This is a genomic window from Streptomyces sp. RKAG293, assembly GCF_023701745.1.
In the GTDB taxonomy this organism is placed as follows: domain Bacteria; phylum Actinomycetota; class Actinomycetes; order Streptomycetales; family Streptomycetaceae; genus Actinacidiphila.
In genome coordinates this window covers 3,153,545-3,172,413 of record NZ_JAJOZB010000001.1, presented here as the reverse complement: position 1 = coordinate 3,172,413, position 18,869 = coordinate 3,153,545, and the positions used below count along the sequence as shown (strand labels likewise).

General features: G+C 72.3%; 18 protein-coding genes. 8 read left to right on the top strand and 10 right to left on the bottom strand.

All coding sequences use genetic code 11. The features are described from left to right. Positions 1-39 precede the first annotated feature (39 nt). Positions 40-621, top strand: coding sequence for a TMEM165/GDT1 family protein (locus LNW72_RS14090; protein ID WP_250975732.1), 582 nt, complete (start codon positions 40-42; stop codon positions 619-621). Between the two features lie 39 nt (positions 622-660). Here LNW72_RS14090 and LNW72_RS14085 read toward each other — a convergent pair whose 3' ends face one another. From LNW72_RS14085 to LNW72_RS41650, 3 genes are all read right to left on the bottom strand, one after another. After that, on the bottom strand, positions 661-1,323 hold the full coding sequence (locus LNW72_RS14085; RefSeq protein ID WP_250975731.1) for an HAD-IA family hydrolase: 663 nt from the start codon (positions 1,321-1,323) through the stop codon (positions 661-663). Positions 1,324-1,529: 206 nt separating this feature from the next. Next, on the bottom strand, positions 1,530-2,090 hold the full coding sequence (locus tag LNW72_RS14080) for a hypothetical protein (RefSeq protein ID WP_250980147.1): 561 nt from the start codon (positions 2,088-2,090) through the stop codon (positions 1,530-1,532). A 28-nt stretch (positions 2,091-2,118) separates the two neighbouring features. Then, positions 2,119-3,174, bottom strand: a complete 1,056-nt coding sequence (locus tag LNW72_RS41650) for a peptidoglycan-binding protein (RefSeq protein ID WP_250975730.1) — start codon at positions 3,172-3,174, stop codon at positions 2,119-2,121. Positions 3,175-3,385: 211 nt separating this feature from the next. On the opposite strand from LNW72_RS41650, the gene LNW72_RS14070 reads away from it, so the two are divergent. The 6 genes from LNW72_RS14070 (at position 3,386) to LNW72_RS14045 (ending at position 10,052) form a co-directional block, all read left to right on the top strand. After that, positions 3,386-5,437 carry an MFS transporter gene (locus tag LNW72_RS14070; protein ID WP_250975729.1) on the top strand — a complete coding sequence of 684 codons (2,052 nt, stop codon included), beginning with the start codon at positions 3,386-3,388 and terminating at the stop codon, positions 5,435-5,437. Positions 5,438-5,686: 249 nt separating this feature from the next. Further along, on the top strand, positions 5,687-6,343 hold the full coding sequence (locus LNW72_RS14065; RefSeq protein ID WP_250975728.1) for a hypothetical protein: 657 nt from the start codon (positions 5,687-5,689) through the stop codon (positions 6,341-6,343). A 125-nt stretch (positions 6,344-6,468) separates the two neighbouring features. Further along, positions 6,469-7,185, top strand: a complete 717-nt coding sequence (locus LNW72_RS14060) for a hypothetical protein (RefSeq protein ID WP_250975727.1) — start codon at positions 6,469-6,471, stop codon at positions 7,183-7,185. A gap of 118 nt (positions 7,186-7,303) precedes the next feature. Then, positions 7,304-8,539: a helix-turn-helix transcriptional regulator gene (locus LNW72_RS14055; protein ID WP_250975726.1), complete on the top strand. Its 1,236-nt coding sequence runs from the start codon at positions 7,304-7,306 to the stop codon at positions 8,537-8,539. Positions 8,540-8,727: 188 nt separating this feature from the next. Continuing rightward, positions 8,728-8,871 carry a hypothetical protein gene (locus LNW72_RS14050; RefSeq protein ID WP_250975725.1) on the top strand — a complete coding sequence of 48 codons (144 nt, stop codon included), beginning with the start codon at positions 8,728-8,730 and terminating at the stop codon, positions 8,869-8,871. Beyond that, a complete protein-coding gene (locus tag LNW72_RS14045; RefSeq protein ID WP_250975724.1) occupies positions 8,868-10,052 on the top strand; it encodes a methyltransferase domain-containing protein in 1,185 nt (394 codons plus the stop codon). The genes LNW72_RS14050 and LNW72_RS14045 overlap by 4 nt, the downstream gene beginning before the upstream one ends. A gap of 89 nt (positions 10,053-10,141) precedes the next feature. Here the strand turns inward: LNW72_RS14045 and LNW72_RS14040 are convergent, their stop codons facing one another. Both LNW72_RS14040 and LNW72_RS14035 read right to left on the bottom strand, forming a co-directional pair. Further along, complete coding sequence (locus LNW72_RS14040) at positions 10,142-10,501, bottom strand: antibiotic biosynthesis monooxygenase (RefSeq protein WP_250975723.1); 360 nt, start codon at positions 10,499-10,501, stop codon at positions 10,142-10,144. Between the two features lie 30 nt (positions 10,502-10,531). Further along, positions 10,532-11,767: a cytochrome P450 gene (locus LNW72_RS14035; protein ID WP_250975722.1), complete on the bottom strand. Its 1,236-nt coding sequence runs from the start codon at positions 11,765-11,767 to the stop codon at positions 10,532-10,534. Positions 11,768-11,995: 228 nt separating this feature from the next. On the opposite strand from LNW72_RS14035, the gene LNW72_RS14030 reads away from it, so the two are divergent. Further along, positions 11,996-13,165: a steroid 3-ketoacyl-CoA thiolase gene (locus tag LNW72_RS14030; RefSeq protein WP_250975721.1), complete on the top strand. Its 1,170-nt coding sequence runs from the start codon at positions 11,996-11,998 to the stop codon at positions 13,163-13,165. Between the two features lie 51 nt (positions 13,166-13,216). Here LNW72_RS14030 and LNW72_RS14025 read toward each other — a convergent pair whose 3' ends face one another. From LNW72_RS14025 to LNW72_RS14005, 5 genes are read right to left on the bottom strand one after another with little or no spacing between them, the layout of a single operon-like run. Then, positions 13,217-14,107 carry an ECF transporter S component gene (locus LNW72_RS14025; protein ID WP_250975720.1) on the bottom strand — a complete coding sequence of 297 codons (891 nt, stop codon included), beginning with the start codon at positions 14,105-14,107 and terminating at the stop codon, positions 13,217-13,219. Next, on the bottom strand, positions 14,104-15,720 hold the full coding sequence (locus tag LNW72_RS14020; RefSeq protein WP_250975719.1) for an ABC transporter ATP-binding protein: 1,617 nt from the start codon (positions 15,718-15,720) through the stop codon (positions 14,104-14,106). The genes LNW72_RS14025 and LNW72_RS14020 overlap by 4 nt, the downstream gene beginning before the upstream one ends. Further along, positions 15,717-16,973: a CbiQ family ECF transporter T component gene (locus tag LNW72_RS14015; RefSeq protein WP_250975718.1), complete on the bottom strand. Its 1,257-nt coding sequence runs from the start codon at positions 16,971-16,973 to the stop codon at positions 15,717-15,719. The genes LNW72_RS14020 and LNW72_RS14015 overlap by 4 nt, the downstream gene beginning before the upstream one ends. Then, on the bottom strand, positions 16,970-17,659 hold the full coding sequence (locus LNW72_RS14010) for an SCO2322 family protein (protein ID WP_250975717.1): 690 nt from the start codon (positions 17,657-17,659) through the stop codon (positions 16,970-16,972). The genes LNW72_RS14015 and LNW72_RS14010 overlap by 4 nt, the downstream gene beginning before the upstream one ends. Beyond that, a complete protein-coding gene (locus LNW72_RS14005) occupies positions 17,659-18,861 on the bottom strand; it encodes a prenyltransferase/squalene oxidase repeat-containing protein (protein WP_250975716.1) in 1,203 nt (400 codons plus the stop codon). Before LNW72_RS14005 ends, LNW72_RS14010 begins: the two co-directional genes overlap by 1 nt. Positions 18,862-18,869: the final 8 nt, after the last annotated feature.

Sequence of the window (18,869 nt, the reverse complement as noted above, 5' to 3'; positions counted from 1 at the left end):
CTCTCGGTGCGGCAGCCCGACCGATGAGGATCCCGCCCCGTGTTCAGCTTCACCGTCGCCGCCATCGTCTTCGGCGTCGTCTTCCTGGCAGAACTGCCCGACAAGACCGCGCTCGCCGGCCTCATGCTCGGCACCCGCTACCGCGCCTCGTACGTCTTCTGCGGTGTCGCCGCCGCCTTCGTCGTCCATGTCGCCCTCGCCATCGCGGCGGGCAGCGTACTGACCCTGCTCCCGCACCGCTGGGTGCAGGGCGTCGTCGGGCTGCTCTTCCTCGCGGGCGCGGCCATGCTGCTGTTCAAGAAGGACGATGACGAGGAGGGCGTCCGGGAACCCGCCGACCAGAGCTTCTGGAAGGTCGCGGGCACCGGCTTCATGCTCATCCTGGTCGCGGAGTTCGGCGACCTGACGCAGATCATGACCGCCAACCTCGCCGCCCGCTACGACGATCCGGTGGCCGTCGGCCTCGGCGCGGTCCTCGCGCTGTGGGCGGTCGCCGGGCTGGGGATCTTCGGCGGGCGGCTGCTGATGAAGCGGGTGCCGCTGGCGCTGATCACGAAGGTCGCCGCCGCGGTGATGGTGCTGCTCGCCGTCTTCAGCCTCTACGAGGCGATCGCGGGCTAAGAGCTAGGGGCTGACCCTTACGGCCGGAAAGTGCGGCGCTCAGCCGATGTGGACCAGGAGGCCGCCGTCCGCGGTGGCCTCCACCCGCACCTGCTCCAGCGAGTCGACGTGCGCGGTGGGCGCGTGGGCGGCGGCGCGCGGGCCCACGCCGATGACGCGCATCCCGGCGGCCTTCGCCGCGGCGATGCCGACCTCGGCGTCCTCGAACACGATGCAGTCCTCGGGGGCGAAGCCCAGCTCGGCGGCGCCCTTCAGGAAGCCCTCCGGGTCCGGCTTGCTCGCGCTCACCCGCTCCGCGGTCACCATGACCTCCGGCATCGGCAGCGCGGCGGCGCCCATCCTCGCGCGGGCCAGCGCCTCGTCGGCGGACGTCACCAGGGCGTGCGGCCGGCCGGCGAGCGACGCCAGGAAGGCGGGGGCGCCCGGGACGGGCACGACGCCGTCGAGGTCCGCGGTCTCCTCGGCGAGCATCCGCCGGTTGTCGGCGAAGTTCTCCGCCATCGGGCGGTCCGGCAGCAGCACCGCCATGGTGGCGTGGCCCTGCCGTCCGTGCACGACCTTCAGCACCGCCCGCGCGTCCAGCCCCTGCGCCTCCGCCCAGCGGCGCCAGCAGCGCTCGACCACGGCGTCGGAGTTCACCAGGGTGCCGTCCATGTCGAGGAGCAGCGCTCGGGCGGTCAGGACGGACGGGGTGGACGGCATACGGACTCCTTAGAAGTACTCGGTGGCCCCGCCCGCCGGTCAGGGGAAACGGGCGGAGCCACTTTGTTTCTCTACGATACAAAACAGGGACCCGGTTGCGCCAGTGGCCCCCCGGTCCGGGTCACCGGAGGCCAGGAACGGGGCCGGGAACGGGGCCGGGAACGGGGCCAGGAACGGGGGCCGGGAACGGGGGCCGGGAACGGGGGCTACGCCTCCTCGACGTACTGCAGCAGACCCCAGGTGAAGTGGGCGATGCGGCGGGTGCCGGCCGAGGAGTCGCCGAAGGCGAGCCGCCAGCGGGTGGGGGCACTGCCTTCCAGGGGTGTCGCGGGCCGGAAGGCGCGGGCGACCTCGTCGACGGTGCAGGACCACGGGACGAGGTCGTCGGGACTCTCCAGAAGCGGGGACGGGGCGCCCGGGGCGCGGATGAGCCACTCGTTCCACACCGCGCCGCCGCCGGGCGCGCACAGCACCTCGAAGCGCAGCTCCGGCCAGAGCGGTACGGGCCACAGCAGGGCCTCGCAGCTCAGATCCCCGATACGGCGGACGATCGTGCTCTCGGGCGGGCCGAGCACGGCACGGTAGCGGCGTTCACCGCCCGGGGAGTGCCGCCCGTGCAGCCGCGCCTGCCAGCGCCGGTTCGCCTCCCGCAGCTCCGCGCGGGACGCGCCGAGCGTACGGAGCGCCTCCTCGACCAGCTCGGGCCGGTGGTCCGCCATCCGCCGCAGCAGGACGAGCTGGAACTGACCGGACCCGAATTCCTCCATCGCCACGGGACGATCCTCGCAGACGCGGCTACCAGGAGGTCTGCCGCTCCAGCGCGGTCCGGGTCGCCGGGCCGTAGACACCCTCGGGGTCGCTGGTGATCCCCATCCAGAACTGGAACGTCGCGACGGCGTCCCTGACCTCCGTGTCGAAGACGCCGTCCACGCTGCCCATGTAGACGTAGGCGCGGCGCAGCCGCTGCTGGAGGTCCCTGACCTGGGTGCCGGTGTCGCCCATCCGCAGCGCCGGGGTCGCGAGCGTCGGGTGGTTCGTGGGAGCGGGAGTACTGCTCGGGGTCGCGTCGGGCCCTGGCACCACCGGGTCGCCCACCGTGGCAGGGGGCGGGGACGGGGTCGCGGACACCGGGGCGACGGTGGCCGGGGGAGTCGTCACCGGGGTGGACGGGGCACGGTGGGTCGCCGTCGGCGAGGCCGTGGGGGCCTTGCCGTGGGCGGCGGTCGGTGCCACGGCGGCCATCGCGTCGCTGGTCGGCAGGACGACGTCGGGGACGCTGCTGCTGTTGTCCGGCAGCGCCCGCTCCGGCCGGTCGGGCGTGCTCAGCAGCTGGTTGGCGACGGCGACCGCGCCGGCGGCCATCGCCGTGGCGGCCACCGTGGCGGCCGCGACGACGAGGCCCCGTCTGCGGCGGCGGGGCCGGCGGCGCCGGCCGCCGCGGTGCTGACCCGGACCCTCGGCGTCGTTCCAGTCGGAGTCGGAGTGGCCGGTGCGGTCCAGCAGCAGCCCGGAGTCGTGGGGGCCCGCCGCGGACAGGTCCGCCGGATGCCCGGGACCGTCCCCGGCCGGGTAGGCGGGAGCGTCGTCCGCCGGGTATTCGAGGCCGTCGTAGGTGGCCGGGAACATCCCCGCGCCGGTGGCCGGGAACACGCCCGCGCCGGTGGCCGGGAACATCCCCACGTCGGTGGCGGCCGGGCGGTACGCGGCCGTCCCGATCAGTGGCTTGACCGTCGACTCGGCGGGCTCGGTGCCCGGCTCCGCCACGTATGGCCGAACGCGCAGCGGGTGGAAGCCTTCCGTCGCCGCGAGCGCGATCTGCCGTTCGGCCGACCGGGCCGCGGCCGTGGCCACACCCTGCTCCGGGCCCTCTTCCCCCTCCGGCGCCACTGGGCTCCCCTCCCGCAAACGGTCCTCGGATACCTCAAGACGCAGTGATTATGCCGCCGCGGGCATGCCGTGCCCAGGTCCGTCCAGCACTACCGGGGGTCCATAGAGCGCGAAACCGGAGCGAATAGTGTGAATATTGATTCGCGATCAAGCGGCGCGACGCGAGGAGCACGGCATGGCGCAGGAGACCACGGCCCCGACCGGACCGCCGACCGCCCCCGGCGAGATCCAGGACCGGCGATCGGTGCGCCTGGCCATCAGCGCGCTCGCCCTCGGCATGCTGCTGGCCGCGCTGGACCAGACGATCGTGTCCACCGCGCTGCCGACCATCGTCAGCGACCTGGGCGGGATCGAGCACCTGTCCTGGGTCGTCACCGCGTATCTGCTCGCCTCGACGGCGGCCACCCCGCTGTGGGGCAAGCTCGGCGACATGTACGGCCGGAAGAAGCTCTTCCAGACCGTCATCGTGATCTTCCTGATCGGCTCCGCGCTGTGCGGCATCGCGCAGAACATGCCGCAGCTGATCGCCTTCCGCGCCCTCCAGGGCCTGGGCGGCGGCGGTCTGATGGTGCTGTCGATGGCGATCGTCGGCGACATCGTGCCGCCCCGCGAGCGGGGCCGCTACCAGGGCGTGTTCGGCGCGGTGTTCGGCGCCAGCAGCGTCCTCGGGCCGCTGCTGGGCGGGGTGTTCACCGAGGAGCTCTCCTGGCGCTGGGTGTTCTACATCAACCTGCCGATCGGCGTCGTCGCGCTGGCCGTCATCGCGGCCGTGCTGCACATCCCGGTACGCCGCACCACGCACCGCATCGACTACCTGGGCATGGCGCTGGTCGCCGCGGCGGCGACCAGCCTGGTGCTGGTGACCTCGCTCGGCGGCACGACCTGGGCCTGGAGCTCGCCGAAGATCATCGGGCTGGCGGTGCTCGGCCTGGTCCTGGTGGCCGTGTTCATCGTCGTCGAGCGCCGGGCGGTGGAACCGGTGCTGCCGCTGCGGCTGTTCCGGATCCGCACCTTCTGGCTCGTCTCGGTGATCTCCTTCGTCATCGGCTTCGCGATGTTCGGCGCGATGACGTACCTGCCGACGTTCCTGCAGGTCGTCCACGGCTTCTCACCGACGCTGTCCGGCGTGCACATGATCCCGATGGTCATCGGTCTGCTGGTGTCCTCCACCGGCTCCGGGCAGATCGTCAGCCGCACCGGCCACTACAAGATCTTCCCGATCCTCGGCACCGGGGTCACGGCCATCGGTCTGCTGCTGCTGCACCAGCTCGACGAGTTCACCAGCACCTGGGTGATGAGTCTCTACTTCCTGATCTTCGGCCTCGGCCTGGGCCTCGTCATGCAGGTGCTGATCCTGGCCGTGCAGAACTCCGTCGGCTACGAGGACCTGGGCGCCGCCACCTCCGGCGCGACGTTCTTCCGTTCCATCGGCGCCTCCTTCGGCGTCTCGATCTTCGGCACGGTCTTCGCCAACCAGCTCAACGGCAAGATCGACGCCCTGGTCGCGCACACGCCGCTGCCGCCCGGCTTCGACCCGTCGCTGATCTCCTCCGACCCGCGCGCCGTGGAGTCACTGCCGCCCGCGATCCACGGTCCGGTGGTGCACGCGTACTCGGAGTCGATCACCACCGTGTTCCTGTGGGCGGTGCCGGTCACCCTGATCGCGTTCGTACTGGCCTGGTTCCTCAAGGAACAGCCGCTGCGCGGTTCCGTGACGGTGCCGGACGCCAGCGAGACCCTGGGCACCAACCCGGTGGAACGGTCCTCGATCGAGGAGATCGCCCGCGGGCTGTCGGTGCTCGGCAGCCGGGAGGCGCGCCGCGACCTGTATGTGCGGATCACCGAGCTGGCCGGCCTCGACATCCATCCGGCCTCCAGTTGGCTGCTGTTGCGGATGGCCAAGGGCGGCGAGACCGACCCGGTCGAGCTGGCCCGGCGCACCACCGTGCCCGCCGACGTCATCGAGGAGGCGGCCGTCGAGGTCGAGACCCGCGGACTGGCCGTCCGGGACGGCAATCCGCTGGTCCTCACCGACAGCGGCCGGGCGATGGCCGCGCAACTCGGCGTGGCCCGGCGGACCGTGCTGGGCGAACTGCTCGGCGACTGGGACCCGGAGCGGCACGCGGAGCTCGCGGCGCTGCTGACGAAGCTCAGCGGCGAACTGTGCGGCGGCGACACGGACCGCCTGGAGAAGGGCCGCCCGGCGACGGGCGGCGCCACCGCCTGACGCTCCTGCCGCTCGCGCGACCGCCGCGGGAGCGCACCACCCGACCCTCCAGCAGCACCCGTAACACGCGTGTCCCGCCCCCGGTCCGGGGGCCGGCCCCGCACCCCGCAGGTACGCCCGTCCGGCCCTGACCGGACGGGCGTTCGACGTTTGGGCACCCGCTTTCGGGCAAGCCGATCGATGAGCCGGCAACGAAGCACACCCTGTCCGTCGACCCGTAGAAGACCCGCAGAAACGGGAGGCATTCCCATGTCCACTGGCGTGATTATCGCCATCGTCGTGGTCGTCATCGTTCTGGCCGCCGCTCTCACGACCGTGATGCTCCGGCCGGGTGGGCTGGGCGGCCGGAGCCTGCACCGGCGCTTCGGGCCCGAGTACGACCGGGTCCTGCGCCGTCACGACGGTGACACCAAGGCCACCGAGAAGGAACTGTCCGAACGGCTGCGCAAGCACGAGGGCCTCACGACCCGTCCGCTGCCGACCCAGGCCCGCGAGGAGTACACGGCCCGCTGGACCGCCGTGCAGGAGCACTTCATCGACTCACCCGCGAAGGCGCTCGGCGAGGCCGACGCGCTGATCGAGAACCTGGCCCGCGACCGCGGCTTCCCGGACGCGAAGTCCGGCGAGCACTTCGACGCGCTGTCGGTGCACCACGCCCGTCATCTGCACGGCTACCGCGACGCCCATGAGATCGCCGGGCGCGGCGACGACGGCACCTCCACCGAGGAGATGCGCGAGGCGCTCGTCCGGGCCCGCGCGATGTTCGAGGAACTCATTCAGGCAGACGCGGACCGTGCTCCGTCGAACCGCGACGCGGAACCCGAGCGCCTCGACGACGGCGCCGACCGCACCGACGCGCGTGCCGCGGAGAAGCACCACGGCGTGCTCGGCCGCCGGCAGAACTGACGGACCACCGCCGGTACCGACCCCCGCAGGACCAGGGCCGTGAGGCCGTCAGGCCGCCGGCCCATGCCGTGATCCGTAGTCCGTAGTCCACGAGACATCAGCGAACTGTCAGGAGCGCAGAGACGATGAGCGAAGGCCAGGACCAGACCCGCCAGGACCAGATCAGCCAGGACCAGGCCCGCGGCAGCGCCGCGCCGGACCGGAACACCGGCCGGGTCCCAGCCCAGAACCCCGACGAGCCGCCCCGCCCGCCGCGCATTGACGGCGGCCGCACGGACGACCCGCGCAAGGACGCAGCGGCCACGGCCCGTCCGACCGAGGCCCCGCGCACGACGGACTCGGCGCGCACGAACGAGCCGACGCGGACGAACGAGTCCACCCGCACCACCGACGCCACCCGCGCGAGCGAGGCCAAGCACGTGGCCGACCCCACCCGCAGCGGCACCGGTGACGCCCCGCGAACGGGGGACGCCACCCGCGCCACCGACCCGGCGCGTACGACCGAGGCCGCGCGCACCGGCGAAGGCAGCGTCCCCCGCGCCGCCGAGCACACCGCCGAGACCCACACCGCCCGCCACGGCGGAGCCGCGGGCTCGGGCGACGGGCTGGAGGAGCGCCTGCAGCACGCGATGGGCACGTTCGTGGACGAGCCGCGCAAGTCCGTCGAGGAGGCCGACGCCGTCCTCGAGCAGGCCGCCAAGCAGCTCACCGAGAAGCTCGCCGAGCGCCGTCGCACCCTTCGGTCGACCTGGCAGAACGACGACGCCAAGGCCGACACGGAGGAACTGCGCGTGGCGCTGACGCACTACCGCGACCTGACGCAGCAGCTCCTGAGCATCTGAGGCGGCTGAGCCCACGGCAGTTTCGCCGCCGGGCCGCACCCTTGGAGCCCCTCCGGATCACTCCGGAGGGGCTCTTCACTTTCCGCCAAGCGGCGTACGCTGAACGGGAGGTGATCCGATGTCGTCGCTGCGAGAGAACGTCCGCACCCATCGCCGCCGGACGGGGATGAGCCAGGAACAACTCGCCGAAGCGGCGGGCCTGTCGGTGGGCGTCGTGCGCAAGGTCGAGCAGGGCGGCAACGTCCAGGTCGAGACCATTCACCTGCTCGCGAGGGCGCTGGGCACCACCACGTCCGGTCTCTTCGCCACCGGGTCGCCGGAGCCTGTTCGTGCGAACCTGGGCGACGGCCCGAAGCTGATGGAGCTGCGCCGGGCGCTCATGCCGCCCATCGGACTGTCGGAGGTGCTCTCCGCACCTGATCAGGCCCCCGACCTCGGGGCCGTCCAGCGGGACATCGACGACTCGCACAGCCTCTACCATGCGGACCGCTACGACTCGGTCGCGAAGAAGCTGCCCGCCATCCTGCGCTCCGCCGAGGCCGCGGTCGTGCTCGCCGAGGACGAGGAGACCCGTCGGCAGGCCATCGTCCTGCGGGCGAGTTCCTTCCTGCTCGCCGGCAAGTACCTGACGCAGGTACGGCGGTACGACATGGCCTATCACGCACTCTCCCAGGGCATCCGGGATGCCCGGGAGGCCGGGCAGACCCTGATCGCCGCCACCGGCGTCGTCGGCATGGGCTGGCTGCTCCTGCGCCAGGACCGGTTCGACGAAGCCGAACGGTTGGCGACCGTCACGGCCGCCGAGGTCGAACCCCGGATCTCCAGTGCGTCACCGGGGGAGTTGGCGGTGTGGGGTGAGCTGCTCCAGCGTGTCGCCTCCGCCGCGATGCGCAACAACCGCCCGGATGTGGCCAGGGAAGCGCGGCGCATGACCGCGACGGCCGCGAGCGCGCTGAATGTCGAGCACGTCGACTTCCGTGAGCATTGGACCACCTTCGGGCCGGTGACCGCCGAGATGAAGGCGATCGAGGACCTCTCCCTGATCGGGGACTCCCGAGGGGTGCTGCGCCGGGCCGACGAAGGCCTCGTGGGAGCAGCGGCGCTGAAGCAGCTCGGCCGGCCGAGCGCGAACAACTGGGACCGACACCGCCTCGATGTCGCCAGGGCCCACGCGAAGCTGGGATCGCACCAGGACGCGATGGACGAGCTCAGCGCGATCCTCCGCAGCTCGCCGGAGTGGTTGAAGCATCAGTCCATGGCGCGGTACATCATGGAGGACATCCTGTCGCGCCGTAAGCGGACGCTGACCACGGACATGCGGGACATGGCCGCTCACCTGGGCGTCACCGGGTAACTACCACGCGAGGTGGCACTTCCTGTCGGCCCGTCGGCGAACAGGCACGCTGCGTGACTGGTTCGCCTCTCCGCGTAGCCGTAACTTCGTACTCACGGCGCGAGACCGGTAGGCCGGAGCCGAATCGGCTAACCGACCTCAAGATCCCAGCAGTTGCGCCGTGGTGAGAGCGAACGAAGGAGCGACGCATGACGAGTCTGTGGGCCACCGCCCCCACCTGGGGTGGGAGCGACGACAAGGACAAGCACCCCGGCACCCCCTGGACCCCGCCGAAGGACCCGCCCAGCCCCGACGGGGGCACCCCGCCCGGCGACGGGAACCGCCGCAGGTGACGCTGAACCCTGCGCAGGTGGAGCGCCCCAGCCGCAAGGACCTGGGGCGCGTCCTGCTTGAGACGCACTCGATGACGTCGGACTGGGCTCCGACCTTCGCGGCCGTGGACCGGGCCGCGTTCCTGCCGGACCTGATGTGGCCGTTCGACATGGACGCAGGGACAAGCGTCCCGGTGGATCGAACGGCCGACCCCGACACCTGGTACGCCACGGCGGACAGCGACATCCCCATCGTTACCCAGTGGGATGACGGGAAGCACACGGGCACCGTGCCCGGAGACATGTCCACCAGCTCCTCGTCCATGCCCTCCGTCGTGTACGCGATGCTTCAGGCCCTGGACGTGGACGCGGGCATGAACGCGCTCGACGTGGGCACCGGTACGGGCGAGACGGCCGGTGCGCTGACGCATCGTCTTCGCGGTGAGAACGTCACCACGATCGAGGTGGACCGCGATGTGTCCGCCCGTGCCCGTGAGCGGCTGTGCGCGGCTGGGCTGTACCCGGTGGTCGTCAGGGGCGACGGGTTCGCCGGATGCGCGGAGCAGGGCCCGTACGACCGCGTTCTGGCCACCGTCGGGCTCCGGGAGATTCCTGGTGCCTGGATCGAGCAGACCCGCCCGGGCGGACTCATCGTCGCGCCGTGGGGGACGCACTTCTCCAACGCGGATGCCGTGGTCCGGCTGGTGGTGAAGGACGGCAAGGCGATGGGGAACTTCACGCGCCCCGTGGAATTCATGAAGCTCCGGGCTCAGCGGTCGTCCCGCCCCGACCACGACGACTATCTCGCCACGGGCTCGATGAATGACGCCGACACGTCCCGTACGACCATCACTGAGGCCGAGTTCGTCACCGGTCCGTACACCGCCGCCCCGTTCGCCCTCGGCCTTCGCGTGCCCGACTGCTCGCAGGCCGTGGCCGACAAGCGTGAAGGCGCGCGGCCCGTCTGGTTCTACGGGCTGACCGACAGATCCTGGGCGTGTGTCATGTTCCGGGACGCGGAGGACGAGGCGCGCGTCTGGCAGTCGGGTCCGCGCCGGCTGTGGGACGAGACGGAAGCGGCATACCGGTGGTGGGAGGAACAGGGCCGTCCTGAGCACACGCGGTTCGGGCTCACCGTCACGCGGGAGGGCGAGACCGCCTGGCTCGACGACCCCTCGCGGTCGGTGCGGCCGGAGGACTGATGCCGGCCGGCAGAACGAAGAACGCTCCCCCCGGCCGGGAAGGCCGGGGGGAGCGTCCTGCCGCGCAGTTCCCTGGGCGGGGGCAGGCCCTAACTCTTGGGGGCCGTCTGCTGGACGACCTCGAACGACCACAGGGCGGAGTCCGAAGCGGCCGGCTTGGGCCGCTCGCCGCCGCCCTCACCGCCGCCCGCGCCCGCGCTGCCGCCCGCGCCGCCGCCGTGCGCGCCCGGGCCGCGCATCGAGGTGGACATCCAGTTCTTGAAGTCCTCCTCGCTGCGCCAGCGCGTGTACACGAGGTACTGGTCGGTGCCTTCGACCGGGCGCAGCAGTTCGAACCACTCGAAGCCGTCGGAGTTCTCGACGGAGCCGGCACGCGCCGCGAACCGCTTCTCCAGCGTCTCGCGCATCTCCGCCGAGACGGTCAGGGCATTGATCTTCACGATGCTCATGGCCTCATCCTGCCGTATGCGCCGGCCGGCTCAGCCCTCGTAGCTGACCTGCATCTCCTTGACGCCGTTGATCCAGGCGGAGCGCAGCCGGCGGGGGTCGCCGACCAGCTTGATGTCGGGCATCGCGTCGGCGATGGCGTTGAACATGAGGTCGATCTCCATGATCGCCAGGTTCTTGCCCATGCAGTAGTGCGGGCCGCCGCCGCCGAACCCCAGGTGCAGATTGGGGTCGCGGGTGATGTCGAAGCGCTCGGGGTGGTCGAAGACCTCGGGGTCGTGGTTGGCGGAGGCGTAGAACATGCCGACGCGCTGACCCTTCTTGATCTCCTGGCCGCCCAGCACGGTGTCCCGGGTGGCGGTGCGCTGGAAGGACGTGACGGGGGTCGCCCAGCGGACGATCTCCTCGGCGGCGGTGCTCGGCCGCGTCGCCTTGTAGAGCTCCCACTGCTCGGGGTGGGTGAGGAAGGCGTGCATGCCGTGGGTGATGGCGTTGCGCGTCGTCTCGTTCCCGGCGACGGACAGCACGAGGACGAAGAAGCCGAACTCGTCCGTGCTGAGGTTGCCTTCGTCCTCGGCGGCGACCAGCTGGCTGACGATGTCCTTGACCGGGCACTCCTTGCGGGCGGCGGCGAGGTTCATGGCGTACGAGATCAGCTCCATGGCCGACTCGGCGCCCACCTCCTCGGTGATGGCCAGCTCGGGGTCGTCGTAGGCGATCATCTTGTTCGACCAGTCGAAGATCTTGATCCGGTCGTCCTGCGGGATGCCGATCAGCTCGGCGATGGCCTGCAGCGGGAGTTCGGACGCGACCTCGGTGACGAAGTTGCCCGTCCGGCGGCCGCGCGCCTCGGCGACGATGCGGTGGGCGCGGTCGCGGAGCGTCTGTTCCATCTGGCGGATCGCGCGCGGGGTGAAGCCCCGCTGGACGATCTGCCGGACGCGGGTCAGCTCGGGCGGATCCATGTTGAGCATGATCAGCCGCTGCATCTCGATCTGCTCGCGGGTGATGTGCTCGTTGAAGCGGATGACCGCGGTGTTGAGGAACGACGAGTAGACGTCGGGGTTGAGCGAGACCTCTTTGACGTCGGCGTGCCGGGTGACGACCCAGTACCCCTCGTCCTCGAACCCCGCGGTGTTGAAGGGCTGTTCGTTCCACCACACGGGGGCGGTCTGGCGCAGCTGCGCGAGTTCGGGGAGCGGTACCCGCTGCTCGTACACGTCCGGGTCTGTGAAGTCGAAGCCTTCGGGAAGCGCTGGGCAGGGCATCGGCCACTCCATGTCTGACGGTCCATCAGATATGGCTCGAAGGTAGTAACCAGTTCTACAAGTGGCAAGGGGAATGACCGTGTGGATTGGGTGCGGGCCCATGGAGGCTTGTGCACGAGTCTTGCGCGCCGCGCTCCATGGGTAATAAGACTGCAGACAGAACTAGTACGCGTTCTAGTTCTGCCGGAGGCGCCGGGACGCCGACCGGTCGAGGAGAGGACGAGATTCATGGCCGCTGAACCCGTCATCGTCGAAGCTGTACGCACGCCCATCGGCAAGCGCGGAGGCGCGCTCGCCAATCTGCACCCCGCCTACCTGCTGGGTGAGACGTACCGCGAACTGCTCGGCAGGACCGGGATCCAGCCGGACGCCGTCGAACAGGTCGTCGGCGGCACCGTCACGCACGCCGGCGAGCAGTCGATGAACCCCGCACGCAACGCCTGGCTCGCGATGGGACTTCCGTACGAGACCGCCGCGACCACCGTGGACTGTCAGTGCGGTTCCTCGCAACAGGCCAACCACATGGTCGCGAACATGGTGGCCGCCGGAGTGATCGACATCGGCATCGGCTGCGGGGTGGAGGCGATGTCCCGGGTGCCGCTCGGCAGCGGTTCCAAGCACGGGCCGGGCAAACCGTTCCCCGACGAGTGGAACGTCGATCTGCCCAATCAGTTCGAGGCCGCCGAGCGGATCGCCCGGCGGCGCGGGCTGACCCGGGAGAACGTCGACCGGCTCGGCCTCATCTCGCAGGAGCGGGCCGCCCGGGCCTGGGCGGAGGAGCGGTACAAGCGCGAGACGTTCGCGGTGCAGGTGCCCACCAACGAGGAGGAGCAGCAGGCCGGTCAGGGCATGTGGCGGCTGGTCGACCGCGACCAGGGCATGCGGGACACCACCATGGAGGGCCTGGCCCAGCTGAAGCCGGTCATGCCGACCGCCGTGCACACCGCGGGCAACTCCTCGCAGATCTCCGACGGGGCCGCGGCCGTCATGTGGGCCTCCAAGCGCATGGCGCGGGCCCTCAAGCTCCGCCCGCGCGCCCGGATCGTCGCCCAGGCGCTCGTCGGCTCCGACCCGCACTACCACCTGGACGGCCCGGTCGACGCGACCCGCGCGGTGCTCGGCAAGGCCGGTATGACGCTGAAGGACATCGACCTCATCGAGATCAACGAGGCGTTCGCGTCCGTCGTGCTGTCCTGGGCGCAGGTCTTCGACCAGGACCTGGAGAAGGTCAACGTCAACGGGGGCGCGATAGCGCTCGGCCATCCGGTGGGGTCGACGGGGGCGCGGCTGATCGTGACGGCGCTGCACGAGCTGGAGCGCACGGACAAGGAGTTCGCGCTCATCACGATGTGCGCGGGCGGGGCGTTGGCGACGGGCACGATCATCCAGCGGCTGTAGCCCCTGCGGGGCGCCTCACCTCACTGTGTCCTCAAGCGCCGGACGGCTGCATCAGCCGTCCGGCGCTCGGAAACCGGTGGGCACGTCGAACGCCGCGCGCCGCGTCGCTCGGCGCAGCGCCTTGAGGATCGTCGCGCCGAGCGTGAGCGTGAGGATCGCGGTGACGGCGGCGCGGGGGAGGTCCCAGCCGAGCGAGGTGGCGAGGCAGTACGCGACGAAACGGCGGAGGTTGTCGAGGACCGGGTCGCCGCCGACGTAGGAGATCCCGGAGGACAGCCCGCCGATGGTCACCCAGCCCTGCAGATTCATGACCGTGCCGTAGAAGATCGACGAGAAGACGCCGTAGCCGGCGAGCATCACCCGCTCGCCGCGGCCGCGCAGCGTGTCGGGGCGCGGCAGCAGGCCCGCGCCCATCGCGACCCAGCCCATCGAGAGCATCTGGAACGGCATCCACGGTCCGACGCCGCCGGTGAGCAGCGCCGACGCGAACATCGACACGGCTCCCAGCACGAAGCCGAATCCGGGGCCCAGCACCCGTCCCGACAGCACCATCAGGAAGAACATCGGCTCGATGCCGGCCGTGCCGGCGCCCAGCGGGCGCAGGGCCGCCCCGACGGCGGCCAGCACCCCGAGCATCGCGATCGACTTGGCGTCCATCCCGCCGTCCGCGATCGTCGCGATCACCACGGCGATCAGCATCGGCAGCAGCGCGGCGAACAGCCAGGGGGCGTCCTTGCTGTGGGCGAGCCCGGTGCCGGGGTCGGCGAGCAGCGGCCAGCCGAACAGCGCGATGCCGATCGCGGAGATCAGTGCCAGCGCGACGACGGACCGCGGCCCGAGCCGGATGGGACGTACCTGACGGTCGGCGCGCGGTCGCAGTCCGGGAGACGTTCCGGGTGGTGTTCCGAGAGGTGTTCCAGGTGGTGTTCCGGGAGGCGTCATGACGACTCCTCCAGGGCCAGCGCGACCTGTGGGACCGTCAGCCAGGGGAGCGGCGCGAGGATCTTGGAGACCTGGGGGGCGAAGCCGGGGGAGGAGACCACGACCTCGGCGGTCGGGCCGTCCGCGACCACCTCGCCGTCGGCCAGGATCACCACCCGGTGGGCGAGTTCGGCGGCGAGCTCGACGTCGTGGGTGGCCAGCACGATCGCGTGGCCGTCCGCCGCCAGCGCCCGCAGCCGGCCGATCAGCCGGCCCTTGGCGGCGTAGTCGAGGCCGCGGGTCGGCTCGTCGAGCAGCAGCAGCGGCGGCCGGGCGGCCAGGACGACGGACAGCGCCAGCGCCAGCCGCTGGCCCTCGGAGAGATCACGGGGATGGGTCTCGTCGAGGACGCCCGGCAGGAGTGCGGTGACCAGCGCGCGGCAGGTGCCGGGCGCGGCCTGCGCGTCCTGGTCGGCGGCCGAGCACTCGCCGGCCACGGTGTCCGCGTAGAGCAGGTCCCGCGGCTCCTGCGGCACCAGGCCCACCTGCCGGATCAGCTCGCCCGGCTTCGTCCTGGACGGGACCAGGCCGCCGACCGTCACCGTGCCGGAGGCGGCCGTGTGCAGACCGACGAGCGTGGACAGCAGCGTCGACTTGCCCGCTCCGTTGCGGCCCATCAGCGCGACGGCCTCGCCCGGCCGGACGGTCAGCGACACCTGGCGCAGCGCCTCGGTCCTGCCGCGGCGGACGGAGAGCCGGTCGAGCACCGCCACCGGCGCGGCGGCGGCCGGCACCACGGGCGGGGCCGGGGGAGTACGGTCCGCCAGCCGCTCACGCAGCGGTCCGGCCTTCCGGCGCGCGTCACGCACCGACAGCGGCAGCGGCGACCAGCCCGCGAGGCGGCCCAGCGCCACCACCGGCGGGTGCACGGGGGAGAGCGCCATGATGTCGGCGGGCGCCCCCTGCAGCGGGGCGGCGCCGGGGGCGGGCAGCAGGATCACCTGGTCCGCGTACTGCACGACGCGCTCCAGCCGGTGCTCCGCCATCAGCACCGTGGTCCCCAGGTCGTGGACCAGCCGCTGCAGCACGGCCAGCACCTCCTCGGCCGCGCCGGGGTCCAGCGCGGACGTCGGCTCGTCCAGCACCAGCACCTTGGGGTGGACGGTGAGCACCGAGCCGATGGCGACGCGCTGCTGCTGGCCGCCGGAGAGCGTGGCGATCGGCCGGTCCCGCAGCTCGGCCAGGCCCAGCAGGTCGAGGGTCTCCTCGACGCGGCGGCGCATGGTGGCGGGCGCCAGGCCCAGCGACTCCATGCCGTAGGCGAGTTCGTCCTCGACGGTATCCGTGACGAAGTGCGACAGCGGATCCTGGCCGACCGTGCCGACGACATCGGCGAGTTCGCGCGGCTTGTGCGTCCGGGTGTCACGGCCCGCCACGGTGACCCGGCCGGACAGGACCCCGCCCGTGAAGTGCGGCACCAGACCGGACACCGCGCCCAGCAGAGTCGACTTACCGACTCCGGACGGCCCGACGAGCAGGCACAGTTCACCCTCGGGGACGGTGAGGTCCACTCCGGCGACGGCGGGCTCTGCGGCGTCGTCGTACCGGACGGAGACCTGCTCGAAGCGGATCACGTGCGGTCCTCCTTCGAGTTCGGCTGGGGGATGACGTGCCGGGCCGGGACGCCGTGTGGGGCCGGGACGCCGTGCGTGGCCGGCTTGACCTGCGGGGCCGGCCCGACGTGCTGGGCCGGGGACACCGGGGTGGGCCGGGGCGGCGCCGGGGGTGGTGCGACGAACGCGGGCAGCAGCCCGATCAGGATCGAGAGCGCGGGCCACAGGGGCAGCGTGGGCGCGGCGAGCGGGATCGTCGGCGGGGCCAGCGCCAGTGGATCGTGCGAGGCCGCCCAGATCATCAGCCCCGCCACCGCGACCCCGGAGCCCGACACCAGCCAGGCCCGCGCGCCCCACCGGTCGGGCCGGTAGCGGCTGCGGATCGACCGCCGGCCGCCGAGCCGCAGCCCCGCCAGCGCCGAGACCAGCCCGAGCAGCAGCACCGGCACGCCGTACCCGGCGCCGGACGCGGACAGCAGCGCGTACGTTCCCGCGCACACGCCGAGCAGTCCGCCCAGCGTCAGCGCGGCCGTCGTCCGGCGTATCCCGGCCGGTACGTCGGCGGAGCGGCCGTAGCCGCGGGCGTCCATCGCGGCGGCCAGCGCCACCGACCGCTCCAGCGCCCCTTCCAGAACCGGAAGTCCGACCTGCAGCAGCGCCAGCACCCCGCGGTCGTCACGGCCCCGCAGCCGGCGGGCGGCGCGCAGCCGCTGCACATCGGTGACGAGGTTCGGGGCGAAGGTCATCGCCACGACGACCGCGACACCCGCCTCGTACAGCGCGCCCGGCAGCGACTTGAGCAGGCGGGCCGGGTTGGCGAGCGCGTTCGCCGCGCCCACGCAGACCAGCAGGGTGGCCAGCTTCATGCCGTCGTACAGCGCGAACAGCAGACCCTCAGCGGTCACCTTCCCGCCCAGCCTGACCCCCCGCGCCCAGTCGGGCAGCGGGACCTCGGGCAGCCTGAACAGCACGTAGGTCCCCGGGATCGGCGAGCCGAGCAGGACCGCGAAGGCCAGCCGGATCGCCAGCACCACCAGTCCCAGCTTCAGGAACGCCCCGTAGGACTTCGCCCAGGGCGCGTCCGTGCGGCGGGCGGCGACCACATAGCCCGCGACCGCGACCAGCAGCAGGAGCAGCAGCGGATTGGTGGTCCTGGACGCCGCCGTCGCCAGCCCCAGCGCCCACAGCCACCACGCCCCGGCGTGCAGCGCCGTCGACCGGGTGGCGACGGCGGCCCCGCGGCCGGCGGTGTTCCGGCGTACCCCGGTGTTCATCCGCGCCGGCGGCGGGCCTGCCAGAGGGCCGCCCCGCCGAGGGCGAGGACGGCGGCGATGCCGGCGAACCAACCGACCGAGGGACCCCCGCCGTCACCGCCGCCGTCGCCCGACGCCTGCGGCGCGGGGCTCTTCGACGCCGATGCCGTGCCGGAGCCTCCGGAGCCTTCTGCGACCGGCTCCCCGCAGCCCGCCTTCGGGTAGCCGGCGATGGCGCACACCATGCCGGCCGAGTTGTAGCGCAGCGGCTTGGCGACGGCGGCGAGCGCGTCGTCGCCCGTCGCGTCGCCCGGGACCTGGGCGCAGGCGGTACGCGGCGCGGGCGGTGCCGCACCGCCGCCCGCGTCGGCGGCGGTGCCGAAGTCCAGCACGAGGGCGATGCGCTTGGTGCCGCCCTTGGGCGGGGTGCCCGTGCAGATCGCGGCGAACGACGTGGCGCCGGGGACGTCCCGCGGCTTCGAGGAGTCCTGCGCCTCGGCGCTGGCCGCGAAGCGCCAGCCCTCCACCGACCCGTCGTCGGGCCGGTCCAGCGCGGGACCGGTCTGCGCGTACGTCCAGGTGTCGCCGGAGCGCTGCCAGAACGACCAGTAGCGGTACGCGGCGGCCTGCGCGGGCAGGGCGGAGACCGCGAGCAGCGCGCCGAGCGCCAGCAGGACGGCGAGGACCCGCAGCCGGGGGCGCGGCATCAGCCCTGCTTCTTCTTGCGGCCGCTGACGAGGAACCCGACGCCGATGCTGGCGACGAAGAAGACCCCGACGATCCACCAGGTGGCCGAGGAGGACTTGTCGTCCTTCTTCTCGGTCCTGTCGGACGGCGACGGGCTCGCGCTCGCCGCGGCGGCCGGCTTCGGGCCGAGGTTGGTCAGCTGCTGGACGAGGTCCGCGCCGCCGGCGCTCCGCGGGTCGTTGCCCGTCGCGTGGGCGGCGAGGATCAGCTGGGACAGGGCCGCGGGGTTGCCCTTCGACCAGGTCGCGGAGTTCTTCGCGAGCCAGTCGTACGACGTCTTCGCCGTGTCGCGCTGGTGGATCGCGGCCAGCGCGATCACGGCGTCGGCGGTGGTGCCGTAGTCCGGCGTCGGCTTGTCCGCGCCCGGCGTGACGGCGGTCAGGTGGCCGCCGCCCGCGGTGAGCTGCGTCGTCAGGTACGCGCCGCCGGCCGAGGCGGCACCGTCCGCGTCGAGCTTCTTGTAGGCGTCGGGCGACGCGCAGTCCGGGGCGGTCGCGACCACGTTCGTGGTCGACGGGGCGACGACGAACCCCGCGCCGTGGGCGCCGCGCACCGCGTCGGCGGTGGCCTTGGCGTTCACCGTGAGCTTGCCGTTCATCGGGTAGCCGAAGGCGCCGCGGTCGGCGGCCTTGGCGTCGCAGCCGAACTGGAAGGCCTTGAGGCTGTCCGAGGCCTCCCGGACAGCGCTCTGCGCGCCGATCACGACACCGGTGGAGTTCGGGTCGGAGGCGCCGCCGGGGTTGTACGACCAGCCGCCGTCCTTGTTGCGCACCGAGGTCAGCCAGTCGGTGGCCTTCTTCACGACAGTGTCTGTGGTGGCCTTGTCGCCCAGCGCGGTGAGCGCCTGCACGGCGATGCCCGTCGCGTTGGTGTCCTCCGTCTTGGCGTCGCAGGCCTTCGACGTGTCGGCCCGGTACGACGGGAAGCCGCCGTCCGCGCACTGCTGACCGGTCAGCCAGGCCACGGCGCTGTCGGCCGGCTTCACCCCGGCGGTGTCCAGCGCCAGCAGCGCGTACGACTGCCGCCACACCCCGTCGTACGTCGGGTCCCCGGTGCCGTAGAGACCCGGCGGCAGCGGGGTGTCGGCGGAGGCCGCGGGCACCGCGGCCATACCGAGCACGGTGGCGGCGGCGAGCGCGGCGGCGCTGCGACGGAGGTTCATGAGGGGTT

What these genes read in the sequence shown, in the direction of transcription:
- LNW72_RS14035 (WP_250975722.1), bottom strand. Translation starts at nt 11,767, where the DNA reads ATGCCCTGCCCAGCGCTTCCCGAAGGCTTCGACTTCACAGACCCGGAC.
- LNW72_RS14050 (WP_250975725.1), top strand. Translation starts at nt 8,728, where the DNA reads ATGACGAGTCTGTGGGCCACCGCCCCCACCTGGGGTGGGAGCGACGAC.
- LNW72_RS14005 (WP_250975716.1), bottom strand. Translation starts at nt 18,861, where the DNA reads ATGAACCTCCGTCGCAGCGCCGCCGCGCTCGCCGCCGCCACCGTGCTC.
- LNW72_RS14060 (WP_250975727.1), top strand. Translation starts at nt 6,469, where the DNA reads ATGAGCGAAGGCCAGGACCAGACCCGCCAGGACCAGATCAGCCAGGAC.
- LNW72_RS14025 (WP_250975720.1), bottom strand. Translation starts at nt 14,107, where the DNA reads ATGACGCCTCCCGGAACACCACCTGGAACACCTCTCGGAACACCACCC.
- LNW72_RS14040 (WP_250975723.1), bottom strand. Translation starts at nt 10,501, where the DNA reads ATGAGCATCGTGAAGATCAATGCCCTGACCGTCTCGGCGGAGATGCGC.
- LNW72_RS14085 (WP_250975731.1), bottom strand. Translation starts at nt 1,323, where the DNA reads ATGCCGTCCACCCCGTCCGTCCTGACCGCCCGAGCGCTGCTCCTCGAC.
- LNW72_RS14015 (WP_250975718.1), bottom strand. Translation starts at nt 16,973, where the DNA reads ATGAACACCGGGGTACGCCGGAACACCGCCGGCCGCGGGGCCGCCGTC.
- LNW72_RS14070 (WP_250975729.1), top strand. Translation starts at nt 3,386, where the DNA reads ATGGCGCAGGAGACCACGGCCCCGACCGGACCGCCGACCGCCCCCGGC.
- LNW72_RS14055 (WP_250975726.1), top strand. Translation starts at nt 7,304, where the DNA reads ATGTCGTCGCTGCGAGAGAACGTCCGCACCCATCGCCGCCGGACGGGG.
- LNW72_RS14010 (WP_250975717.1), bottom strand. Translation starts at nt 17,659, where the DNA reads ATGCCGCGCCCCCGGCTGCGGGTCCTCGCCGTCCTGCTGGCGCTCGGC.
- LNW72_RS14030 (WP_250975721.1), top strand. Translation starts at nt 11,996, where the DNA reads ATGGCCGCTGAACCCGTCATCGTCGAAGCTGTACGCACGCCCATCGGC.
- LNW72_RS14080 (WP_250980147.1), bottom strand. Translation starts at nt 2,090, where the DNA reads ATGGAGGAATTCGGGTCCGGTCAGTTCCAGCTCGTCCTGCTGCGGCGG.
- LNW72_RS14065 (WP_250975728.1), top strand. Translation starts at nt 5,687, where the DNA reads ATGTCCACTGGCGTGATTATCGCCATCGTCGTGGTCGTCATCGTTCTG.